Raw genomic sequence first — 17,469 nt, forward strand, 5'->3', positions numbered from 1 at the left:
AAAGCTGAAAGCGGGCACCAGACCTGCCGACCTATCTATCCACAACAATCAAGGGAATAGAATGAATCGTTTATCACCTGCGCGGGTATCGCCCGCCATCGTTAATCCGCCCGCTACCCGCGGTCGCTCTACCGTCTTTGCCGCGCTGGCCACCTTGTCCGTGCTGGCCTCGGCGCCGGCCATGGCCGGTGTCCTGAGCTTCGATAACTTGCGCCCCGACGTGTATGAAAGCGGCCAGACGCTCAATACGTCGAACTACAAGCTGCAGTTCCTGGCCGACCCGACCACGGCAGCCGGCGGCGGCGTCAGCGGTGTGGGCGCCATCCTCGATGGCCGCTTGGGCTCGTCGTGCGATATCGCCGCCTGCCCGCAAGGCGCCACTGGCAACTACCTGGCCATCCTCAACGATGGCGGCGTGAATTTCTCACGCGCCGACCACCGGGCATTCACCCTGGCCGGTTTCGACTATTCCTTCATCGCCCCCATCACGGGCTTGCCGGACATGCAGTGGGGCCAGCTGCAACTGAGCGGTACCCTGAGCAACGGCCAGGTGATCAGCACTTCGTGGGCGTTTCCGGGCCAGGGCAGCGATGGCAATTACTATTTCCAAAGCGCGTCCTTGCTCAGCGGCTTCAGCAACTACGCCTTCACGGGCCTGACCTTCAATGCGTGCATCTTCAACGAGACGGGCGTGTGCAGCAATTCCCTCGATTCGCCCGCATTCAACCAGGGCCAGTTCGCGCTCGACAACCTCAGTGTCAGCGCCGTGCCGGAACCGTCGACCTACATGCTGATGCTGGCCGGCCTGGGCGCCATCGGCATGCTGTCGCGCCGCCGCGCGGGCAAGTTCGCAGCTTCCACCGTGCAAGGAGCGTGAGATGAAATTACGTCCCGTTTCACTCGCCATCCTCCTGCTGGCCGCCAGCCTGGCGCAAGCTGCGCAGGCGCAGGAACGCCGCTCCTACATCGTGCAACTGGTCGACAAGCCGGCCGCCACCTACACGGGCCAGGTCAACGGCCTGGCCGCCACCAAGCCGGCCCCGGGCGCGCGCATCAATGTGGGCGCCGCCGATGTGCAGGCCTACCTGAGCTACCTCGACACCAAACAGGCCGCCGTGGCCGGCACCGTCAGCGCGGCTGAAATCACGCACCAGTACAGCGTCGTCTTCAACGGCTTTTCCGCCCTGCTGACGGACGATGAAGTGCGGGCCTTGAAGAAAAACAGCGGCGTGGCCAGCATCAGCGCCGACTCCATCCTGCAGCTCGACACCAGCTACACGCCCAGCTTCCTGGGTCTGGACAAGCCGGGCGGCATCTGGGAGCAGCTGGGCGGCAAGGCGCACGCGGGTGAAGACATCATCATCGGCATCGTCGACAGCGGCATCTGGCCCGAGAACGCGGCCTTTGCCGACCGCCTCGACGAGAACGGCGTGCCCAGCCACAATGGCAACAACGTCGTGTACGGCGCGCCACCGGCCAGCTGGCAGGGCACGTGCCAGACGGGCGAAGGCTTTGGCGCCGAGAATTGCAACAACAAGCTGATCGGCGCGCGCTACTACCGCGCCGCCACGTCGGCGCTGCACTGGACGGAGTTTTTATCGCCGCGCGATTCCGTCGCCGGATTGACGGGGCACGGCGGCCATGGCACGCATACGGCGTCCACGGCCGGCGGCAACAATGGCGCCCTGGCCACCTCGAACGGCGTCTCGCTGGGCAAGGCGTCGGGCATGGCGCCGCGCGCCCGCATCGCCGCCTATAAAGTCTGCTGGACGGCTGCCTCGACGGGGCGCAACGGCTGCGCCACGGCCGACAGCGTGGCCGCCATCGACCAGGCGGTCAAGGATGGTGTCAACGTCATCAACTTCTCCATCGGTCCGAACGCGGGCGGTGGCGCTTTCGACGAGCCGACGGAAGTCGCCTTCCTCGGTGCGGCGGCAGCCGGTGTGTTCGTTGCCACGTCGGGCGGCAATTCCGGTCCGGCCACGCCTGCACCCGACGTGCCGGCGCCCGTGTCGCACATCAGCCCGTGGCTGGCGACGGTGGCCAATTCCACCCACAATCGCCTGTACGCGGGCAACGTCATCCTCAGCAACGGCAGCAAGCTGGAAGGCGCATCGAGCAATGCGAAGACGCCCGCGCTGCCGCTGATCCGCTCGCGCGACGCGGGCCTGGCCGGCGTGTTGCCGACGGATGTCAACCTGCTGCGCTGCTTCGGCGCGGCCGATGTCACCTCGGCCTACCTGGACCCGGCGAAAGTGGCGGGCAAGGTGCTGGTGTGCGACCGTGGCGGCAACGTGCTGGTCAACAAGAGTGCGAATGCCAAAACGGCGGGCGCGGCCGGCGTGATCATCGCCAACGTGGCCGGTGGCGTCAACACCATCATCAATCAGGCGCATGCGCTGTCGACCGTGCACCTGGCGCAGACGCAGGGCGACGCGCTGAAGGCTTTCATGGCGGCGACGCCCGACGGCACGGCGGCATTGGGCGAAATCCATACCATCCCTGATACCACGGTGCAGGCGCCGATCGTCAGCGACCGTTCCTCGCGCGGGCCGAACGTGGCCAATGCGAACATCCTGAAACCGGATCTCTCGGCGCCCGGCACCAACGTGCTGGCCGGCGTGACGGCCGACCTGACGCAGGCGCAGCGCGATGCCGTGGCGGCAGGTGGCGTGGCGCCGTCGGCCGAATGGGATTTCTATTCCGGCACCTCGATGGCCAGCCCGCACGTGGCGGGCGTGGCGGCGCTGCTCAAGCAGCAGCATCCGGACTGGTCGCCCGCGGCCATCAAGTCGGCGCTGATGACGACGGCCTTCAGCACCTATTCGGATGGCTTGAACGGTTCCGTGTCGTGGGATGCCACGGCGAAGAACTCGGGCCAGCTGCCGTGGGGCCAGGGCGCCGGCCACATCGCGCCGAACAGCGCGGCCGATCCGGGCCTCGTGTATGACATGTCGGAAATCGACTATGCGCGCTTCCTGTGCGGCTTGAACCTGAAGGTCTACACGGCCGCCACCTGCCAGGCCATCGGCAGCATCGCTGCCTACAACCTGAATCTGGCGTCGCTGACTGCGGCCAACGTGCTGGGCACGCAAACCTTGACGCGCACGGTGACCAACGTGGGCAGCAGCAGCGCCGTCTACAACGTCTCGGCCAGCCTGCCCGGCTATACGGTGGCGGTGACGCCAACCAGCCTGAACCTGGCGCCGGGCGCCAGGGCGCAGTACCAGGTCAAGCTGACGCGCACCACGGCGCCAGCCAATACCTGGACCTACGGCGCCTTGAGCTGGACCGACGGCACGCACACGGTACGCAGCCCGCTGACAGCGCGCGGCACCTCGCTGGCCGTCATTCCACTGGTCAGCAGCGAAGCGGCCACGGGCAGCAAGGTGCTGACCCTGGGCACGGGCTTCACGGGTGCGCTGGTGGGCGTCAAGTCGGGTCTCGTCGAAGCCGTGCGCCAGGCGCGCACGATCGGCCAGGCAGCGACCGGCGCTGCCGCATCGGCTGCCTGCAAGGCTGGCGGCACCACGGGTGTGAACGTGCACAACGTGGTGATCCCGGCCGGCACCCTGGCGGCGCGCTTTGCCACCTACGACGCGGAAACGACGGGCGGCGCAAATACCGACATGGACATGGAGGTCTACAACGCCGCCAATGTGCTGGTCGGCAGCAGCGGCAATGAAGGTTCCAATGAGCAAGTGGAACTGCGCCTGCCCGCCGCTGGCACGTACAAGGTGTGCGTGATCGGCTACGCGCCGCAAGGCGGCCAGGCCGACTACACCCTGTCGTCGTGGGTGCTGGCGCCTGGCCTGTCGAATGGCGGCTTCAAGGCGCTGATGCCGGGCACGGCCTACACGGGCGGCACGGCGACTGTCTCGCTGAGCTGGTCCAACCTGGCCGAAGGCAAGCGTCACCTGGGCGCCGTCGGCTACCAGGTGGCTGGCGTGCTGCAGGGCGTCACGGTGGTCGAGGTCAATACCAATGACCCCGTGCCGATGTTGCAGAACGCACGCGGCGCCAGGCCGGTGCTGGCTGAATAAACCGTTCTTTGCGTGAGCGCAAGGCGTGCCTCCGGGCACGCCTTTTTTTTTATTCACTCATCCCCGTTCGGGAGGAATAGCGCTTGCGCGGTGACAAAGCCCCCGGTATCTTGTCGGATAGCCATGGCTTTGTGCCCTGGCATTCTTGGGGAGTCGCGCGTGACCAGTTTCCGCACCAATACCGACCGCCTGCTGGAAGTGCGCCTGCAGGATGAAAAAGTGCTGGCGATTGCCGGCGCCATGGTCGCCTATACGGGCGCCATCAAATTTGAAAAGTCCCTGCTGGGCGGCGAGGGCATCTTCGGCGCACTCAAGCGCAAGGTGACAAACGAAGGCATGCAGGTGATGCAGGCGTCAGGCAGCGGCACGGTGTTTTTCGCGCAGAATGCGGCCGAGATCACCGTCATGGCGCTGGCCGGCGAAAAGCTGACCATCGAAAGCAGCAGCCTGCTGGCCTACGACACCAGCCTGAAGACGGGTACCAGCTTTGCCGGCTTGCGCGGCGCCAGCTCGGGCCAGGGCCTGTTTTCCACCACCGTCGAGGGCCATGGCAACCTGGCCGTCATATCGCGCGGCAACCTGATCATGCTGGAAGTGACGCCGGCGCACCCGCTGCGCGTGGACCCGGACGCCTTTGTCGGCTTCAAGGGCGATATCCGCCAGGAATTCGTTTTTGATGTCAACTGGCGCACCATGATCGGCCAGAGCTCGGGCGAATCGTACCAGCATAAATTCACCGGCCAGGGCGTGGTGTTCATCCAGCCCGCCGAACGCTAGGAGCCGTTATGCCTGTCTATCAGCAGATCAATGAAAAGATGCTTGAGGTCAAACTCGGCAATGAAGAAGTGTTCGCGCGCAAGGGCGCCATGGTGTCGTACCAGGGCGACGTGGCGTTCAGCCGCTCCTTCCTGGCGGGCCAGGGCGTGCAAAGCCTGGCCATGCGCGCCGTCACAAACGAGGGCTATGCGCTGATGTCGGCGCGCGGCACGGGCAGCGTGTTTTACGCGCAGGGCGGCCTGTTCGTTACCATCGTGCCGGTGCGCGGCGAAACGTTTTACGTGGAAAGCGATTCCCTGCTGGCCTTCGATGCGCGCCTGACGGCCGGCACCATGTTCCTGGGCAACCAGGGCGGCGTGCAGGGCGTGGTGCGCGGCATGGCCTCGGGCCAGGGTTTGTTTACCACCACCTTGCAAGGCACGGGCGAAGTGGCGATTTTGTCGGACGGCAATGCCATCGGCTTGCCCGTCACGTCGGAAGTGCCCGTGTTTGTCGACCCGCAAGCGTATATCGGCCACACGGGCCAGCTGAGCTCGACCATCGTCACGGACCTGAACTGGAAAACCTTCGTCGGCCAGGCGTCCGGCGAATCCTACCAGGTGAAGTTTACGGGCCAGGGCACGGTCTACATCCAAGCGAGCGAAAGGTAAGCCATGACGATTTACAACCCCGATACCTTGCCGAAGAACGATAACCTGAACCGTTTTTCGTATGTCATCGACGTCAAGGAACAGATCTTCATTCGCAAGGGCAAGATGATCGCCTTCTATGGCGAGCTGCGCTTCGAAGCCATGGGCAGCAGCGTGCTCGACCTGATCGTGCGCAATGCCTTCAATGCGCCCAAGTACGTGCACCACTTTGTCGTGGCGCAAGGCCAGGGCCAGTTGATCCTGGGCGATAACGGCAACGACCTGGCGTGCTACGACCTGGACAACGCCAACATGACCATCCGCGCGAAAAACCTGCTGGGTTTTACCAAGGATGTGATTTGCCAGGAATCAACCTTGCCCGGCTATCTGACGATGATAGGCACGGGTAAAGTCATCGCCTCGTCGAACGGCCCCGTGCATTTCCTGGAATTGCCGTGCCGCGTGGACGAGCAGGCCGTGCTGGGCTGGGCCGATTGCCCCAGCCCTTCATATCACTACGATTACGCCCACGTACAGGGCTGGGCCACGGCCGCCGGCGCACTCACGGGTTTTACCCTGTCGGGCGAGGAAAAGCAGATCGACTTCACGGGCGCCGGCACGGTGCTGGTGCAGTCGTCCGAGCTGGACGTGACGGGCAGCTCGACCCTGATGCAGCTGCTGGCGCACTTGCCGCTGCTGGGCAAGGAAGACCTCGGTACCTTGAGTCTTTCCGTCCAGCAGCAGATGAAGGACAATCGTTAAGACTAGGAAGTCCAGAGTACCTGACAGAACCGTAGCGAGCGGAAGGGAGAGGTAGCCGAGAAGCGCAACCGTACTAAAGTACGGTGAGCATCGCAGGCTGCCTATACCGACGCGCAGTAGGTTCGGTCAGGTACTCAAGGCCCAGCCCAGTTGGGCGTCCGTTTTTCAAGGAAGGCGCTCACGCCTTCGTTTGCATCCTCTTCCATCATGTTGCGCGCCATTACGTCGCCCGCATACGCATACGCGTCGTCCAGCGGCAGCTGGCGCTGCCGGTAGAACATGGCCTTGCCGTAGCGGATGGCTGTCGGGCTTTTCGCCATGATCTGCTGCGCCAGGCGCGCCACGGCGTCGTCGAGCGCCGCGTCGGCCACCGTTTCGTTGATCAGGCCCCAGTCGGCAGCCGTGTCGGCGTCGATGAAGCGGCCCGTCACCAGCATGTCGAAGGCCCGCTTGGGCGAGACATTGCGCGACAGGGCCACCGATGGCGTGGCGCAGAACAAGCCAACGTTGATGCCGGAGACGGCAAAACGGGCGGACGCGCCCGCCACAGCCAGGTCGCAGCTGGCGACTAATTGGCAGCCGGCTGCCGTGGCGATGCCGTGCACGCGGGCAATTACGGGCACGGGCAAAGTTTGAATGGCTTGCATCACGCGCGAGCATTGCGCGAACAGGGTTTGATAATAATCAAGCTGGCGCGTGGCCTGCATCTGGCGCAAATCGTGGCCCGCGCAAAAGGCCTTGCCTTCGGCGGCCAGCACCACGCAGCGCACGTGCGACTGCTGCGCGATGGCATCGAACGCCTCTTGCAGCGCCGCCAGCATGGCTTCCGACAGGGCATTGAATTGCAGGGGGCGGTTCAGGCGCAGGGTGACCAGGCCATCCTGCTCTTCGCGCAGCACCAGCGGTGCATCGGTATCTTGGGTATCGGGTGTTGCGGTCATGCGGTCTCCAGTGGCCTGATGGCCTTGTATTTGTCAGGAAATCTTATTTGGCGGCATTCACGCTGCCGATGCCGGCGACCGACTTGTGCACGATCTTCGGCTTGCCGTAATACGTCAGCTCGCCCATGCCGCGCACCACGGCGTTCAGTTCGCCCGAGGAATATACCTTGACGGAACCGATGCCTTCGAAATTGACGTCGACGTTTTTCGCCAGCAAGGCTTTCGTATCGACTTCGCCCACGCCCTGCGCCTTCAGGCGCAGCCAGTCGACCTGGCCATCGGCGGCCAGGCGGCCCGCGCCCTTGTAGCTGATGTCGATCCTTGGACCATTGAGCTTGGTCAAGATCTTCTCGCCCGCGCCTTCAGCGATCAGCTTGCGCAAGGTGGGCATGGTGATGATGATGCGCGGGTCGCCCTCCGTTTTCTTGATATCTTTATCCTTCATGGAAATTTTCAGCTCGCCATCGACCACTTCCGTGATGACGCCGCTGAGGAATTTCTGGTCGCCGCGCAGCAGCAGGCTTTGCTCCTTGCCCGATTCCACTTCGATGCTGATGGGGCCGCGGATGTCGATGGCGTTGAAGGCGCCGACGGTGCGGGTTTGCTCGTCGGCATGCGCGAGGGTGGAGAGGCAAGCGAGGGACAGGACTGACAACAGGAACAAAGGGCGCATGGCGGTTTCCTTGAGTAGTTGATCAGTGTATTCTAGGGCGCAAGTACTCCGAGAGGGAGAAATTTGCGATGAATGGCACAAATCGCGGCGCGGATGACAGCCGCGCGCCCGGCAAGGCGCCGTTGGGCTATGCTATGGCGTACCGCGTCCTGGAGACTGCATGAAAAATTACCACAAAGAAGATTATCCCGTCGCCGATATCCGCCGCTTCCTCGAACCGGGGCCGGTGGTGCTCGTCAGTTCAACGTGGAAGGGCGAGAGCGACGTCATGACCATGGCCTGGCACATGCTGATGGAATTTACGCCATCGTTGCTGGGCTGCTTCATTTCCGATGCGAACCACAGCTATGAAATGATCAAGCGCAGCATGGAATGCGTGATCAACTTGCCCACGGCCGACATGGTCGACCAGGTGGTCGCCATCGGCAATTGCAGCGGCGAAGACACGGATAAATTCACGGCCTTCGGCCTGACGCCGCAGCCCGCCGAGCTGGTGGGCGCACCGCTGATCGCCGAGTGCTACGCCAACTTCGAATGCAAGCTGGCGCAGGTGGCGGGCAATCCGAAGGGCGGCTTCTTCATTTTCGAGTGCGTGAAAGCCCACGTGGCCACCTCGCCCAAGCTGCCCGAAACCCTGCACTACCGGGGCAATGGCGAGTTCATGGTGTCGGGCCGCACCATCAGCCGCAAGAGCCTGATGAAACCCGAAATGTTGTAGGTCGGATTAGCGCGGTAACGCCACGCGTAATCCGACAACATTGTTGACGCGTCCGGAGGCGTCGGATTACGCGCTTGCGCGCTAATCCGACCTACGCAAATCGCTGGCCGCCTGTTTAAATCACTCCCTGCGCCAGCATCGCATCGGCCACTTTCACGAAGCCGGCGATATTCGCGCCATCCACATAGCTGACGGTGCCATCGGCGCGCGTGCCGTATTGCTTGCACGCGGCATGGATGCCTTGCATGATCTGCAGCAAACGCGCATCGACTTCCTCGCGCGGCCACGAAATGCGGGCCGCGTTCTGGCTCATTTCCAGGCCGGAAGTCGCCACGCCGCCCGCATTGCTGGCCTTGCCCGGCGCATACAGTACGCCGGCCGCCTCGAACGCCTTGGCTGCCTCGATGGTGGTGGGCATGTTGGCGCCTTCGGCCACGCACTGCACGCCATTGGCGATCAGGATGCGCGCGTCGTCGATGTTCAATTCATTTTGCGTGGCGCAGGGCAGGGCGATGTCGACCGGCACATGCCACGGCGACAGGCCCGCCTCGAAGCGCACGCCCGTGCGTTCGGCGTAGTCGCTGACCCGGCCATACAGATGGTTCTTGATTTCCATCAGGATGGCCAGTTTTTCCGGCGTGAAACCGTCTTCATCGATGATGGTGCCGCTCGAATCGGAGACGGTGATGACTTTCGCGCCCATGGCCATGGCTTTTTCCACCGCGTACTGCGCCACGTTGCCCGAACCGGACACGGAGACGCGCATGCCTTCGAACGAGCGGCCCCGCGTTTTCAGCATTTCTTCGGCAAAATACACGGTGCCGTAGCCCGTCGCTTCTGGCCGCATCAGCGAACCGCCGAAGCTGGCGCCCTTGCCCGTAAACACGCAGTCTGCACGGTTGCTGAGTTTTTTCATCATGCCGGCCATGTAGCCCACTTCGCGCCCGCCCACGCCGATGTCACCGGCCGGCACGTCCGTGTCCGAGCCCACATGGCGGAACAGTTCGCTGACGAAGGCCTGGCAAAAGCGCATCACTTCGCCGGGGCTCTTGCCCTTCGGATCGAAATCGGCGCCGCCCTTGCCGCCGCCCATCGGTAACGTGGTCAGCGCATTCTTGAACGTCTGTTCGAAGGCGAGGAATTTCAGCACGGACAGGGTGACGGAGGGGTGGAAGCGGATGCCGCCCTTGTACGGCCCGATGGCCATGCTGTGCTGGATGCGATAGCCGCGATTGACTTGTACTTGCCCATGGTCATCGACCCACGACACGCGGAACATCACCACGCGTTCCGGCTCGATCAAGCGTTCCAGCAAGCCTTGTTCCGCGTATTTCGGGTGCTGTTCCAGGAACGGCCACAAGCTCTCCATGACTTCGGTGACGGCTTGCAGAAACTCGGGTTGACCTGGATTGCGTGCGGCGACATGCTGGACATACTCGTGAGCAGATGCGTATTTCATCAGAATTCCATGGAGGTAATCGGTTATTTGGGCAACTATCATCGCAGATTTCGCACGAAAATGGTGCGGAAATTTGGTTTTGAGGGGTTTCTGCTACATTTTGGGGATTTTTTAGGACTCTGCGAACGATGCTAGCAGTAAACGACAACGCCAGCCCGAAGGCTGGCGTTGTCGTTGCGGGCTAGGCTGGTCAGGCCAGGACAGGCGTCACCCCGCCATGCTGCGCAAGATCAATCCTGTGATGTAGGCGCCATAGGTGCCCAGTGCGTAGCCGAGCACGGCCAGCAGCACGCCGACGGGTGCCAGCGATGGGTGGAAGGCGCTGGCGATGACGGGGGCCGAGGCGGCGCCGCCGATGTTGGCTTGCGATCCCACGGCCATGAAGAACAGGGGTGCGCGGATCAGCTTGGCGACGAGCAGCATCAGGCCGCCATGCACGGCGATCCAGATCAGGCCCAGCAGGAACAGGAAAGGCTTGTCGAACAGGGCTTTCAAGTCCATGTGCATGCCGATGGTAGCCACCAGCACGTACAGCATGGCCGAGCCGATGGTCGAGGCGCCCGCGCCTTCCAGGCTGCGCGCCCGGGTAAAGCTCAGCAGCAGGCCGAAGGTGGTGGCGAGCACGACGATCCAGAAGAAGTTCGATGTCAGGCTGTAATCCTGCAAGCGCCACTCGGCCGGCAGGGTGGCGATCCAGCTGATGATGGGGCCGGCCAGGAAGTGCGACAGGCCCGTCACGCCCAGGCCCACGCCAAGGATGATCATGATGTCGGTCAAGGTGGCGATGCGCGCGTGCTGTGCCCGATAACTTTCGATGCTGTCCTTGAGCGCATTGATGGCGGATAAATCCGCGCCCGTCCAGCGGTCGAAGGCGCCCGCGCGGCCGGCCAGGAACAGCAGCACGGCCGTCCAGACGTTGGCCACCAGCACGTCGACGGCGACGAACTGGCCGAACAGCGTGGCATCGACTTCAAACACTTCCTTCATGGCCGCCTGGTTGGCGCCGCCGCCTATCCACGAGCCGGCGACAGTCGTCATGCCGCGCCAGGTGTCGCCCGCCACCGTTTCCGGGTGGATCAAACGCAAGGCTTCGAACGAGACGAGGGCGCCCAGCATCACGCCGAGCGTTCCTGTGAGAAACATGATGATGGCCTTGGGTCCCAGGCGGAGGATGCCGCCGAAATCGATGGCCACGCACAGCAGTACCAGCGCGCTGGGCAGCAGATAGTCGCGCGCCACGGCGTACAGGCCGGAAGCGTTGCCGTCGATGATGCCGAAGGTGTTGAGCAGCGCCGGGATCAGGTAGCACATCAGCAGCGACGGGATATAGGTATAGAACTTTTTCCAGAAGCCGTCCGTGCGGGAGGCGCTCCAGAAGACGCCCCCCAGAGTCATGGCGAGCAGGCCGAGGACGACGGCGTCGTTGGTGATGAGGGCGGGTGTGGCAGGTGGCATCGGGGATTCCGGTGAACGTGTCAGGAACGCCCGGTATGCCGATACGGCCCCCGGGCGCGAGGTGGCCGTATCGTATAGCAATGTTGAGGCTTAAACAAATTGTTTAAGCGCTACCCTGCGGATTTTTTCTTGTCAAATCAAACACTTGGAAACTGCTTCGCCACCCCACGCAGCAGACTGGTGGTTACAAATAGCGCGCCAGCAAGGCCTTGTCCAGCGCCCCGTCGAGTTCGATGCGCACGAAGTGGCCGCTGCCGGGCGCGACTTGGATCTCCTTGCCATCATCGCTGAGCATGCGCGCAATGGTGAAATCGCGGTTGCCGCCCGGATGCAGGGCCTCGATACGGTCGCCCACGGCGAAGCGGTTTTTCACTTCCACCCTGGCCCAGCCGTCCGTCACGCCCAGCACGTCGCCCACATACTGGCTGCGGTCCGCCTCGGACGCGCCGCGCATGTAGTTCTGGTGCGTTTGCGTGTGGTGGCGCTGGTAAAAACCGTCCGTGTAGCCGCGGTTGGCCAGGCCTTGCAGCTGACCCAAGAGAGCAATATCGAAAGGACGGCCCGCCACGGCATCATCGATGGCCTGGCGGTAGACTTGCGCCGTGCGCGCCGCGTAGTACAGCGACTTGGTGCGGCCCTCGACTTTCAGCGAATTGACGCCGATCTTGACCAGGCGTTCGATATGCTCGACGGCGCGCAAGTCCTTCGAATTCATGATGTAGGTGCCGTGCTCGTCTTCGAGGATGGGCATCAGCTGGCCCGGGCGCTGGGCTTCTTCGATAAAGTAGGGCTGGTCGGCCAGCGGGTGGCGCTGCTGCTGGTGCAGGGCGGAAAACGCATTGTTGTCGGCCTCGGCCAGCGCCTGGTGAAATTCCAGCGGCACCACCTGCATGCCGCCCAGATCACCGCTGGCGTCTTCCGAGGCATTTTTCACCTTGTAATCCCAGCGGCAGGAATTGGTGCAGGTGCCCTGGTTCGGGTCGCGGTGATTGAAGTAGCCGGACAGCAGACAGCGGCCCGAATAGGCGATGCACAGGGCGCCGTGGACGAACACTTCGAGTTCCATCTCCGGGCAGCGCTGGCGGATTTCCTCGATTTCGTCGAGCGACAGTTCGCGTGACAAAATCACGCGCGTCAGGCCCATGCGGTGCCAGAATTTCACGTCGGCCCAGTTGACGGCATTCGCCTGCACGGACAGGTGCACGGGGACGTCCGGCCACTTGTCGCGCACCATCATGATCAGGCCCGGGTCGGCCATGATCAGGGCGTCGGGACGCATGGCGATCACCGGTTCCATGTCGTGCAAATACGTTTTCAGCTTGGCATTGTGGGCGAAGATGTTGCTGGCGACAAAGAATTGCTTGCCGCGCGCATGCGCGCCATCAATTCCGTCCTGCAAGGCTTGCAAGGTCGAAAAATCGTTATTGCGCACGCGCAAACTGTAGCGCGGCTGGCCCGCGTAGACGGCGTCGGCGCCATAGTCGAAGGCGGCATGCATCTTGGCCAGGGAGCCGGCAGGCAGGAGAAGTTCGGGAGCGTGGCGCATGGGCGAGGGGCAAAGCCGGCCATTTTATGCCGGCTGGCGCGGCGACGCCTTGCCCTGTGTCAAGGAATTGGCCATTCCGGCAGCATGCTGTACTGCTCAGGCGTAAGGCGTACCCGCCATGGCGGCGTTCAAGCCAGTGTGCCCCTGGTCCACCAGGGCGAGAAAGCCGGCCTTGGCCAGCTGCGCGTCGCCATGCAGGCGGAAGGCGCGGTGCGCTTCGATGAGGGCGGTGCTCCAGGTGGCCAGCAGCAGGCTGGCCGCCAGCTGGGCCAGGGGATCGTCGCTTTTCTGTCCCGTGGATTCCGTCAGCGCTTGCGCCACCACCTGCGCCAGCTCGTCGCGGATTGCCCGCGCCCGCGCTTTCAAGGTGTCGCTGGCCTCGATGGTGGCAATGAAACCCTGGCCGGCGGCGGAGAACGTGATGTAGGGACTGTCTTCCAGTGCCAGCCGGTGCGCCAGCAGGCGCAGGGTGTCGACGGGGGAAACGGCGGGATCGCGCTGGCGCAGCGCCTCGCGCAGCAGTTCGCGGCCCTCTTCCTCGCGGTCGAAGAACATGTCTTCTTTGCGGGGGAAGTGGTTGAACACCGTCATGCGTCCCACGCTGGCGGCCGCAGCGATCTCGTCCACCGTCACTTGCTCGAAGCCGCGCACGAAAAACAGGCGCGTGGCGGCATTCGAGATGGCTTGCCTGGTGGCAAGGCGTTTGCGGGAGCGGAGGTCGGCAGGAATCGTCATGTTGCCCCGATCATACACGAAGTGTACTGAGTACAGATAACGCTTGATGGTGCAGCCAGGCTGGGCGTACTATTTATGTACTGAGTACATATTTAGATTGAGTATATGAAACCGTCCATTCCAGTGGCAGCGCTGCCTGTCATCTTCGCCACCGTCGCGCTCGATGCCGTCGGCATCGGCCTGATCTTCCCCATCCTGCCCGCGCTGCTGCAGGAGGTCACGCAGACGGCCAATGTGGCGCCGTATATCGGCATCATGACGGCCCTGTATGCGCTGATGCAGTTCATCTTTGCGCCCGTGCTGGGCGCGCTGAGCGACCGCCTGGGGCGGCGCCCCGTGCTGCTGCTCTCGCTGGCGGGCGCGGCCGCCAATTACCTGTTCCTGGCCTTCGCGCCCAGCCTGTGGATGCTGCTGCTGGGGCGTGCCATCGCGGGGCTGACGAGCGCCAACGTTTCCGTGGCCACCGCGTACATCACGGACATTTCTCTTGAAAACCAGCGTGCGCGCCGTTTTGGCCTGTTGAATGCCATGTTCGGCGCCGGCTTCATCATCGGCCCCGTGCTCGGTGGCGCACTGGGTGATTACGGGCTGCGCCTGCCCTTCATGGCGGCCGCCGTTTTGAATGCTGGCAACCTGCTGCTGGCGTTGTTGACGTTGCCCGAGTCTCGCCAGCCCACGAGCGGGAAAATCGATCTGGCGGCATTGAATCCCCTGCGCCCGCTGCGCTGGGTTTTTTCTCAGAAAAGCCTGCTGCCGATCACCGTCATCTTCTTTACCTTCAGCGCGGCGGGCGAAGTGTATGGCGTGTGCTGGGCGCTGTGGGGCCACGATGCGTTCGAGTGGAACGGGCTGTGGATCGGCCTGTCGCTGGGCGCCTTCGGCGTGTGCCAGGCGCTGGCCCAAGCCTTCCTTCCCGGCCCGGCAGTAAGGCTGCTGGGCGAGCGCGCCACCATCCTGGCGGGCGTGGCCTGCGCCTGCGTGGCCCTGGTGGTCATGGCCTTTGCCAGCCGCAGCTGGATGATCTTCGCCATCATGCCCGTGTTCGCCTTGGGCGGCATCGGCGCGCCGGCCCTGCAGTCGCTGGCCACGCGGCAAGTTGCCGAGGACCGGCAAGGCCAGTTCCAGGGCGTGCTGGCCTCAGCCGTGAGCCTGGCGTCCGTGCTCTGTCCGCTGGTGTTTGCCAGTATTTACTTTGGCGTCAGGGCGTACTGGCCCGGCGCCGTCTGGCTGTCCGTGATCGTCGTGTACGTGGCGCTGGTGCCGCTCGTGCTGGGCTTGTCGCTGGCCTCGACCACGCCGGCGTCATCGCGGGGATAGGAGGCCTGCGTTTCCTGCGCTGCGGCGGGCGCAAAATCATCGACCTGGATCAAGCCATCGACCAGGCGAGCGTATTCCAGCAAGGTATTGTGCTCCTGGCAACTGACGGTGCCTGCCGCCTTGGCCGCGGCCAGCCATGGCTGCATGGCGGACAGGCTTTGCGGCAGGTGCCGCAGGGCCGCACCTTCTGGCGTGTCTTTCAGGCGCTTTTCGATGTGCAGCACGTCGGGCAGCAAGGCCAGTGCCCGCTCGGCGCAGGCCACGGGATCGCCGCTGTCGCTGGCAACATGGCCGTCGGCCAGCAGGCGCTCGCGGTCGGCGCCTGGCGTTTGCAGGGCCAGCGCCACTTCACTGCCCAGTTCGTCGGACGGCGGACGGTGCGGCAGGCCAAATGGGAACAGCAAGGTGCGCAGCAGCACGGCCAGCACGCGCGCGGGGAAATTGTCGAGCACGCCCGTCAAGCCCTGCTGCGCCTTGAGCAGCGCATCTTGCAGCGACCAGTGCACATAGGGCAGGTCGGCCTCGGGCCGGCCATCGTCCTCGTAACGCTTCAGCACGGACGAAGCCAGGTACAGCTGCGCCAGCACGTCGCCCAGCCGGGCAGACAGCCGTTCGCGGCGCTTGAGTTCGCCACCGAGCACGAACATCGACATATCCGTCATGACGGCAAACGCCGTCGACAGCCGCGTCAACGCGCGGTAGTAGGGTGCCAGTGCGGGCGCGCCGGCGTCGGGCACGGCCGCCAGGCGCGCGCCGCCCAGTCCGTACCACAATCCCCTGGCCAGGTTGCCCAGCACAAAGCCCACGTGGCCAAAGAAGGCAGCGTCAAAATCGCGCACGGCCTTGCGACCATCGTTTTCCTGGACGGCGGCCATTTCCTTGAGTACATACGGGTGCGCGCGGATGGCGCCCTGGCCGAAGATGATCAGGCTGCGCGTGAGGATGTTGGCGCCTTCGACCGTGATGGCGATGGGGATTTGCTGGTAGGCGCTGGCGAGGAAATTGTTCGGGCCCACGCAGATGCCCTTGCCGCCGAGAATGTCCATGCCGTCGTTGACGAGTGCGCGTCCCCGTTCCGTGACGTGGTATTTGACGATGGCGGAAATGACGGCCGGCTTCTCGCCCAGGTCGACGGCATGCGCGGCCAGGGTGCGGGCCGCGTCCATCAGGTACAGGTTGGCGCCCATGCGCGCCAACGCTTCCTGCACCCCCTCGAACTTGCCGATCGGCATGTTGAACTGGCGCCGGAGGGCCGCGTACGCGCCGGTGCCGCGCACGGCCATCTTGCCCATGCCCACGCTGGACGAGGGCAGAGAGATTGCGCGTCCCGCCGCCAGGCATTCCATCAGCATGCGCCAGCCTTTGCCCACTTGCGCCTGGCCGCCGATGACCCAGTCGATGGGGATGAAGACATCGTTGCCGGACGTAGGGCCGTTCTGGAAGGCGGCGTTCAAGGGATGGTGGCGGCGGCCGATCACCACGCCGTCGTGGCTGGCGGGGATCAGGGCGCAGCTGATGCCCGGTGCATCGTTGTCGGAGAGCAGATGGTCGGGATCGCTGGTCTGGAATGCCAGTCCCAGCAAGGTTGCCAAGGGCGCCAGGGTGATGTAGCGCTTGTTCCAGCTGAGGCGGAAACCCAGAGTGGCGCGCCCCTCATGCATGCCCATGCACACCACGCCCAGGTCGGGAATGGCGGCCGCGTCGGAACCCGCATACGGGCTGGTCAGCGCAAAGCAGGGAATCTCGGTGCCGGCGGCCAGGCGCGGCAGGTAATAATCTTTTTGTTCTTCGGTGCCGTAGTGCAGCAGCAGTTCGGCCGGTCCCAGCGAATTGGGCACCATCACGCTCACGGCCAGCGCCGAGCAGCGGCTCGACAGTTTCATGACCACTTGCGAATGCATGTAGGCGGAGAACTGTTTGCCGCCATATTGTTTCGGGATGATCATGCCGAGGAAACCCTGGCTTTTCATGTAGGCCCAGGCTTGCGGTGGCAAGTCGAGTTGCTGCTGCGTTTCCCAGTCATTGACCAGTTCGCACAGCCGTTCGACGTCGTGCTCGAGGAAATGGCGTTCCTCGGCCGTGAGCGTGGCGCGGCCATAGGCATGCAGTTTTGTCCAGTCGGGCCGGCCGGAAAACAGGTCGGCATCCCACCACGTGGTGCCCGCCTCGAGGGCGTCGCGTTCCGTGTCGGACATCGTTGGCAGGATGCGCTTGAACAGGGCCAGCAGGCGCGGAGCGAGCAGGGCGCGGCGCACGGGGCCGGGCGCGAACAGTGCAACTAGGCCCAGCAGGGCCACCATCAGTATGATCATCAGCATGCGATATCTCCCTGTGTAATAAGTGCAGGGTAGGCTGATGTGGCCGATGTTACTGTGCGGTACAGCGCATACGCACAACGCCAACCGCAGGGGTTG

13 protein-coding genes and 1 pseudogene are annotated in these 17,469 nt (G+C 63.9%); 7 read left to right on the forward strand and 7 right to left on the reverse strand.

Features of this window, described 5'->3' with window-relative positions:
* The first annotated feature begins 61 nt into the window (after nucleotides 1-61).
* The 5 genes from ACP7EG_RS10800 to ACP7EG_RS10820 all read left to right on the forward strand — a co-directional run bounded on the left by ACP7EG_RS10800 (nucleotide 62) and on the right by ACP7EG_RS10820 (nucleotide 6,211).
* A complete protein-coding gene (locus tag ACP7EG_RS10800) occupies nucleotides 62-877 on the forward strand; it encodes an NF038120 family PEP-CTERM protein (protein ID WP_426087588.1) in 816 nt (271 codons plus the stop codon).
* A gap of 1 nt (nucleotide 878) precedes the next feature.
* Nucleotides 879-4,043, forward strand: coding sequence for a S8 family serine peptidase (locus ACP7EG_RS10805; protein ID WP_426087589.1), 3,165 nt, complete (start codon nucleotides 879-881; stop codon nucleotides 4,041-4,043).
* A gap of 123 nt (nucleotides 4,044-4,166) precedes the next feature.
* Complete coding sequence (locus ACP7EG_RS10810) at nucleotides 4,167-4,820, forward strand: AIM24 family protein (RefSeq protein ID WP_426087590.1); 654 nt, start codon at nucleotides 4,167-4,169, stop codon at nucleotides 4,818-4,820.
* 8 nt (nucleotides 4,821-4,828) lie between these two features.
* Nucleotides 4,829-5,470, forward strand: coding sequence for an AIM24 family protein (locus tag ACP7EG_RS10815; protein WP_426087591.1), 642 nt, complete (start codon nucleotides 4,829-4,831; stop codon nucleotides 5,468-5,470).
* Between the two features lie 3 nt (nucleotides 5,471-5,473).
* Complete coding sequence (locus tag ACP7EG_RS10820) at nucleotides 5,474-6,211, forward strand: AIM24 family protein (protein WP_426087592.1); 738 nt, start codon at nucleotides 5,474-5,476, stop codon at nucleotides 6,209-6,211.
* A gap of 134 nt (nucleotides 6,212-6,345) precedes the next feature.
* Here the strand turns inward: ACP7EG_RS10820 and ACP7EG_RS10825 are convergent, their stop codons facing one another.
* On the reverse strand, nucleotides 6,346-7,152 hold the full coding sequence (locus ACP7EG_RS10825) for an enoyl-CoA hydratase (protein WP_426087593.1): 807 nt from the start codon (nucleotides 7,150-7,152) through the stop codon (nucleotides 6,346-6,348).
* Nucleotides 7,153-7,195: 43 nt separating this feature from the next.
* Complete coding sequence (locus ACP7EG_RS10830) at nucleotides 7,196-7,825, reverse strand: head GIN domain-containing protein (protein ID WP_071079614.1); 630 nt, start codon at nucleotides 7,823-7,825, stop codon at nucleotides 7,196-7,198.
* A gap of 160 nt (nucleotides 7,826-7,985) precedes the next feature.
* Between ACP7EG_RS10830 and ACP7EG_RS10835 the strand changes: the two genes are divergently transcribed.
* The gene (locus ACP7EG_RS10835; protein ID WP_096233711.1) at nucleotides 7,986-8,543 is read left to right on the forward strand and encodes a flavin reductase family protein; all 558 of its coding nucleotides are present in this window, start codon (nucleotides 7,986-7,988) and stop codon (nucleotides 8,541-8,543) included.
* Nucleotides 8,544-8,658: 115 nt separating this feature from the next.
* On the opposite strand, the gene gdhA is transcribed toward ACP7EG_RS10835, so the two are convergent.
* The 4 genes from gdhA to ACP7EG_RS10855 form a co-directional block, all read right to left on the reverse strand.
* Nucleotides 8,659-10,002 (reverse strand): NADP-specific glutamate dehydrogenase, encoded by a 1,344-nt coding sequence (gdhA, locus tag ACP7EG_RS10840; protein ID WP_426087594.1) that lies wholly within the window; start codon nucleotides 10,000-10,002, stop codon nucleotides 8,659-8,661.
* Nucleotides 10,003-10,209: 207 nt separating this feature from the next.
* A complete protein-coding gene (locus ACP7EG_RS10845) occupies nucleotides 10,210-11,457 on the reverse strand; it encodes a DUF819 domain-containing protein (protein WP_426087595.1) in 1,248 nt (415 codons plus the stop codon).
* A 184-nt stretch (nucleotides 11,458-11,641) separates the two neighbouring features.
* The gene (gene yegQ / locus ACP7EG_RS10850; protein ID WP_426087596.1) at nucleotides 11,642-13,003 is read right to left on the reverse strand and encodes a tRNA 5-hydroxyuridine modification protein YegQ; all 1,362 of its coding nucleotides are present in this window, start codon (nucleotides 13,001-13,003) and stop codon (nucleotides 11,642-11,644) included.
* Nucleotides 13,004-13,099: 96 nt separating this feature from the next.
* Entirely contained in the window at nucleotides 13,100-13,738 is a 639-nt protein-coding gene (locus ACP7EG_RS10855) for a TetR/AcrR family transcriptional regulator (RefSeq protein WP_426087597.1), read from the reverse strand.
* A gap of 105 nt (nucleotides 13,739-13,843) precedes the next feature.
* On the opposite strand from ACP7EG_RS10855, the gene ACP7EG_RS10860 reads away from it, so the two are divergent.
* Nucleotides 13,844-15,055 carry a TCR/Tet family MFS transporter gene (locus ACP7EG_RS10860; protein WP_426087598.1) on the forward strand — a complete coding sequence of 404 codons (1,212 nt, stop codon included), beginning with the start codon at nucleotides 13,844-13,846 and terminating at the stop codon, nucleotides 15,053-15,055.
* On the opposite strand, the pseudogene ACP7EG_RS10865 reads toward ACP7EG_RS10860, so the two are convergent.
* Nucleotides 15,013-17,373, reverse strand: a pseudogene (locus tag ACP7EG_RS10865) (acyl-CoA dehydrogenase); the annotation flags it as partial. The gene ACP7EG_RS10860 and the pseudogene ACP7EG_RS10865 sit on opposite strands and share 43 nt — an antisense overlap.
* Nucleotides 17,374-17,469 lie beyond the last annotated feature (96 nt).

The organism is Janthinobacterium sp. PSPC1-1 (genome assembly GCF_049897625.1).
GTDB classification, from domain to species: Bacteria; Pseudomonadota; Gammaproteobacteria; order Burkholderiales; family Burkholderiaceae_D; genus Janthinobacterium; species Janthinobacterium tructae.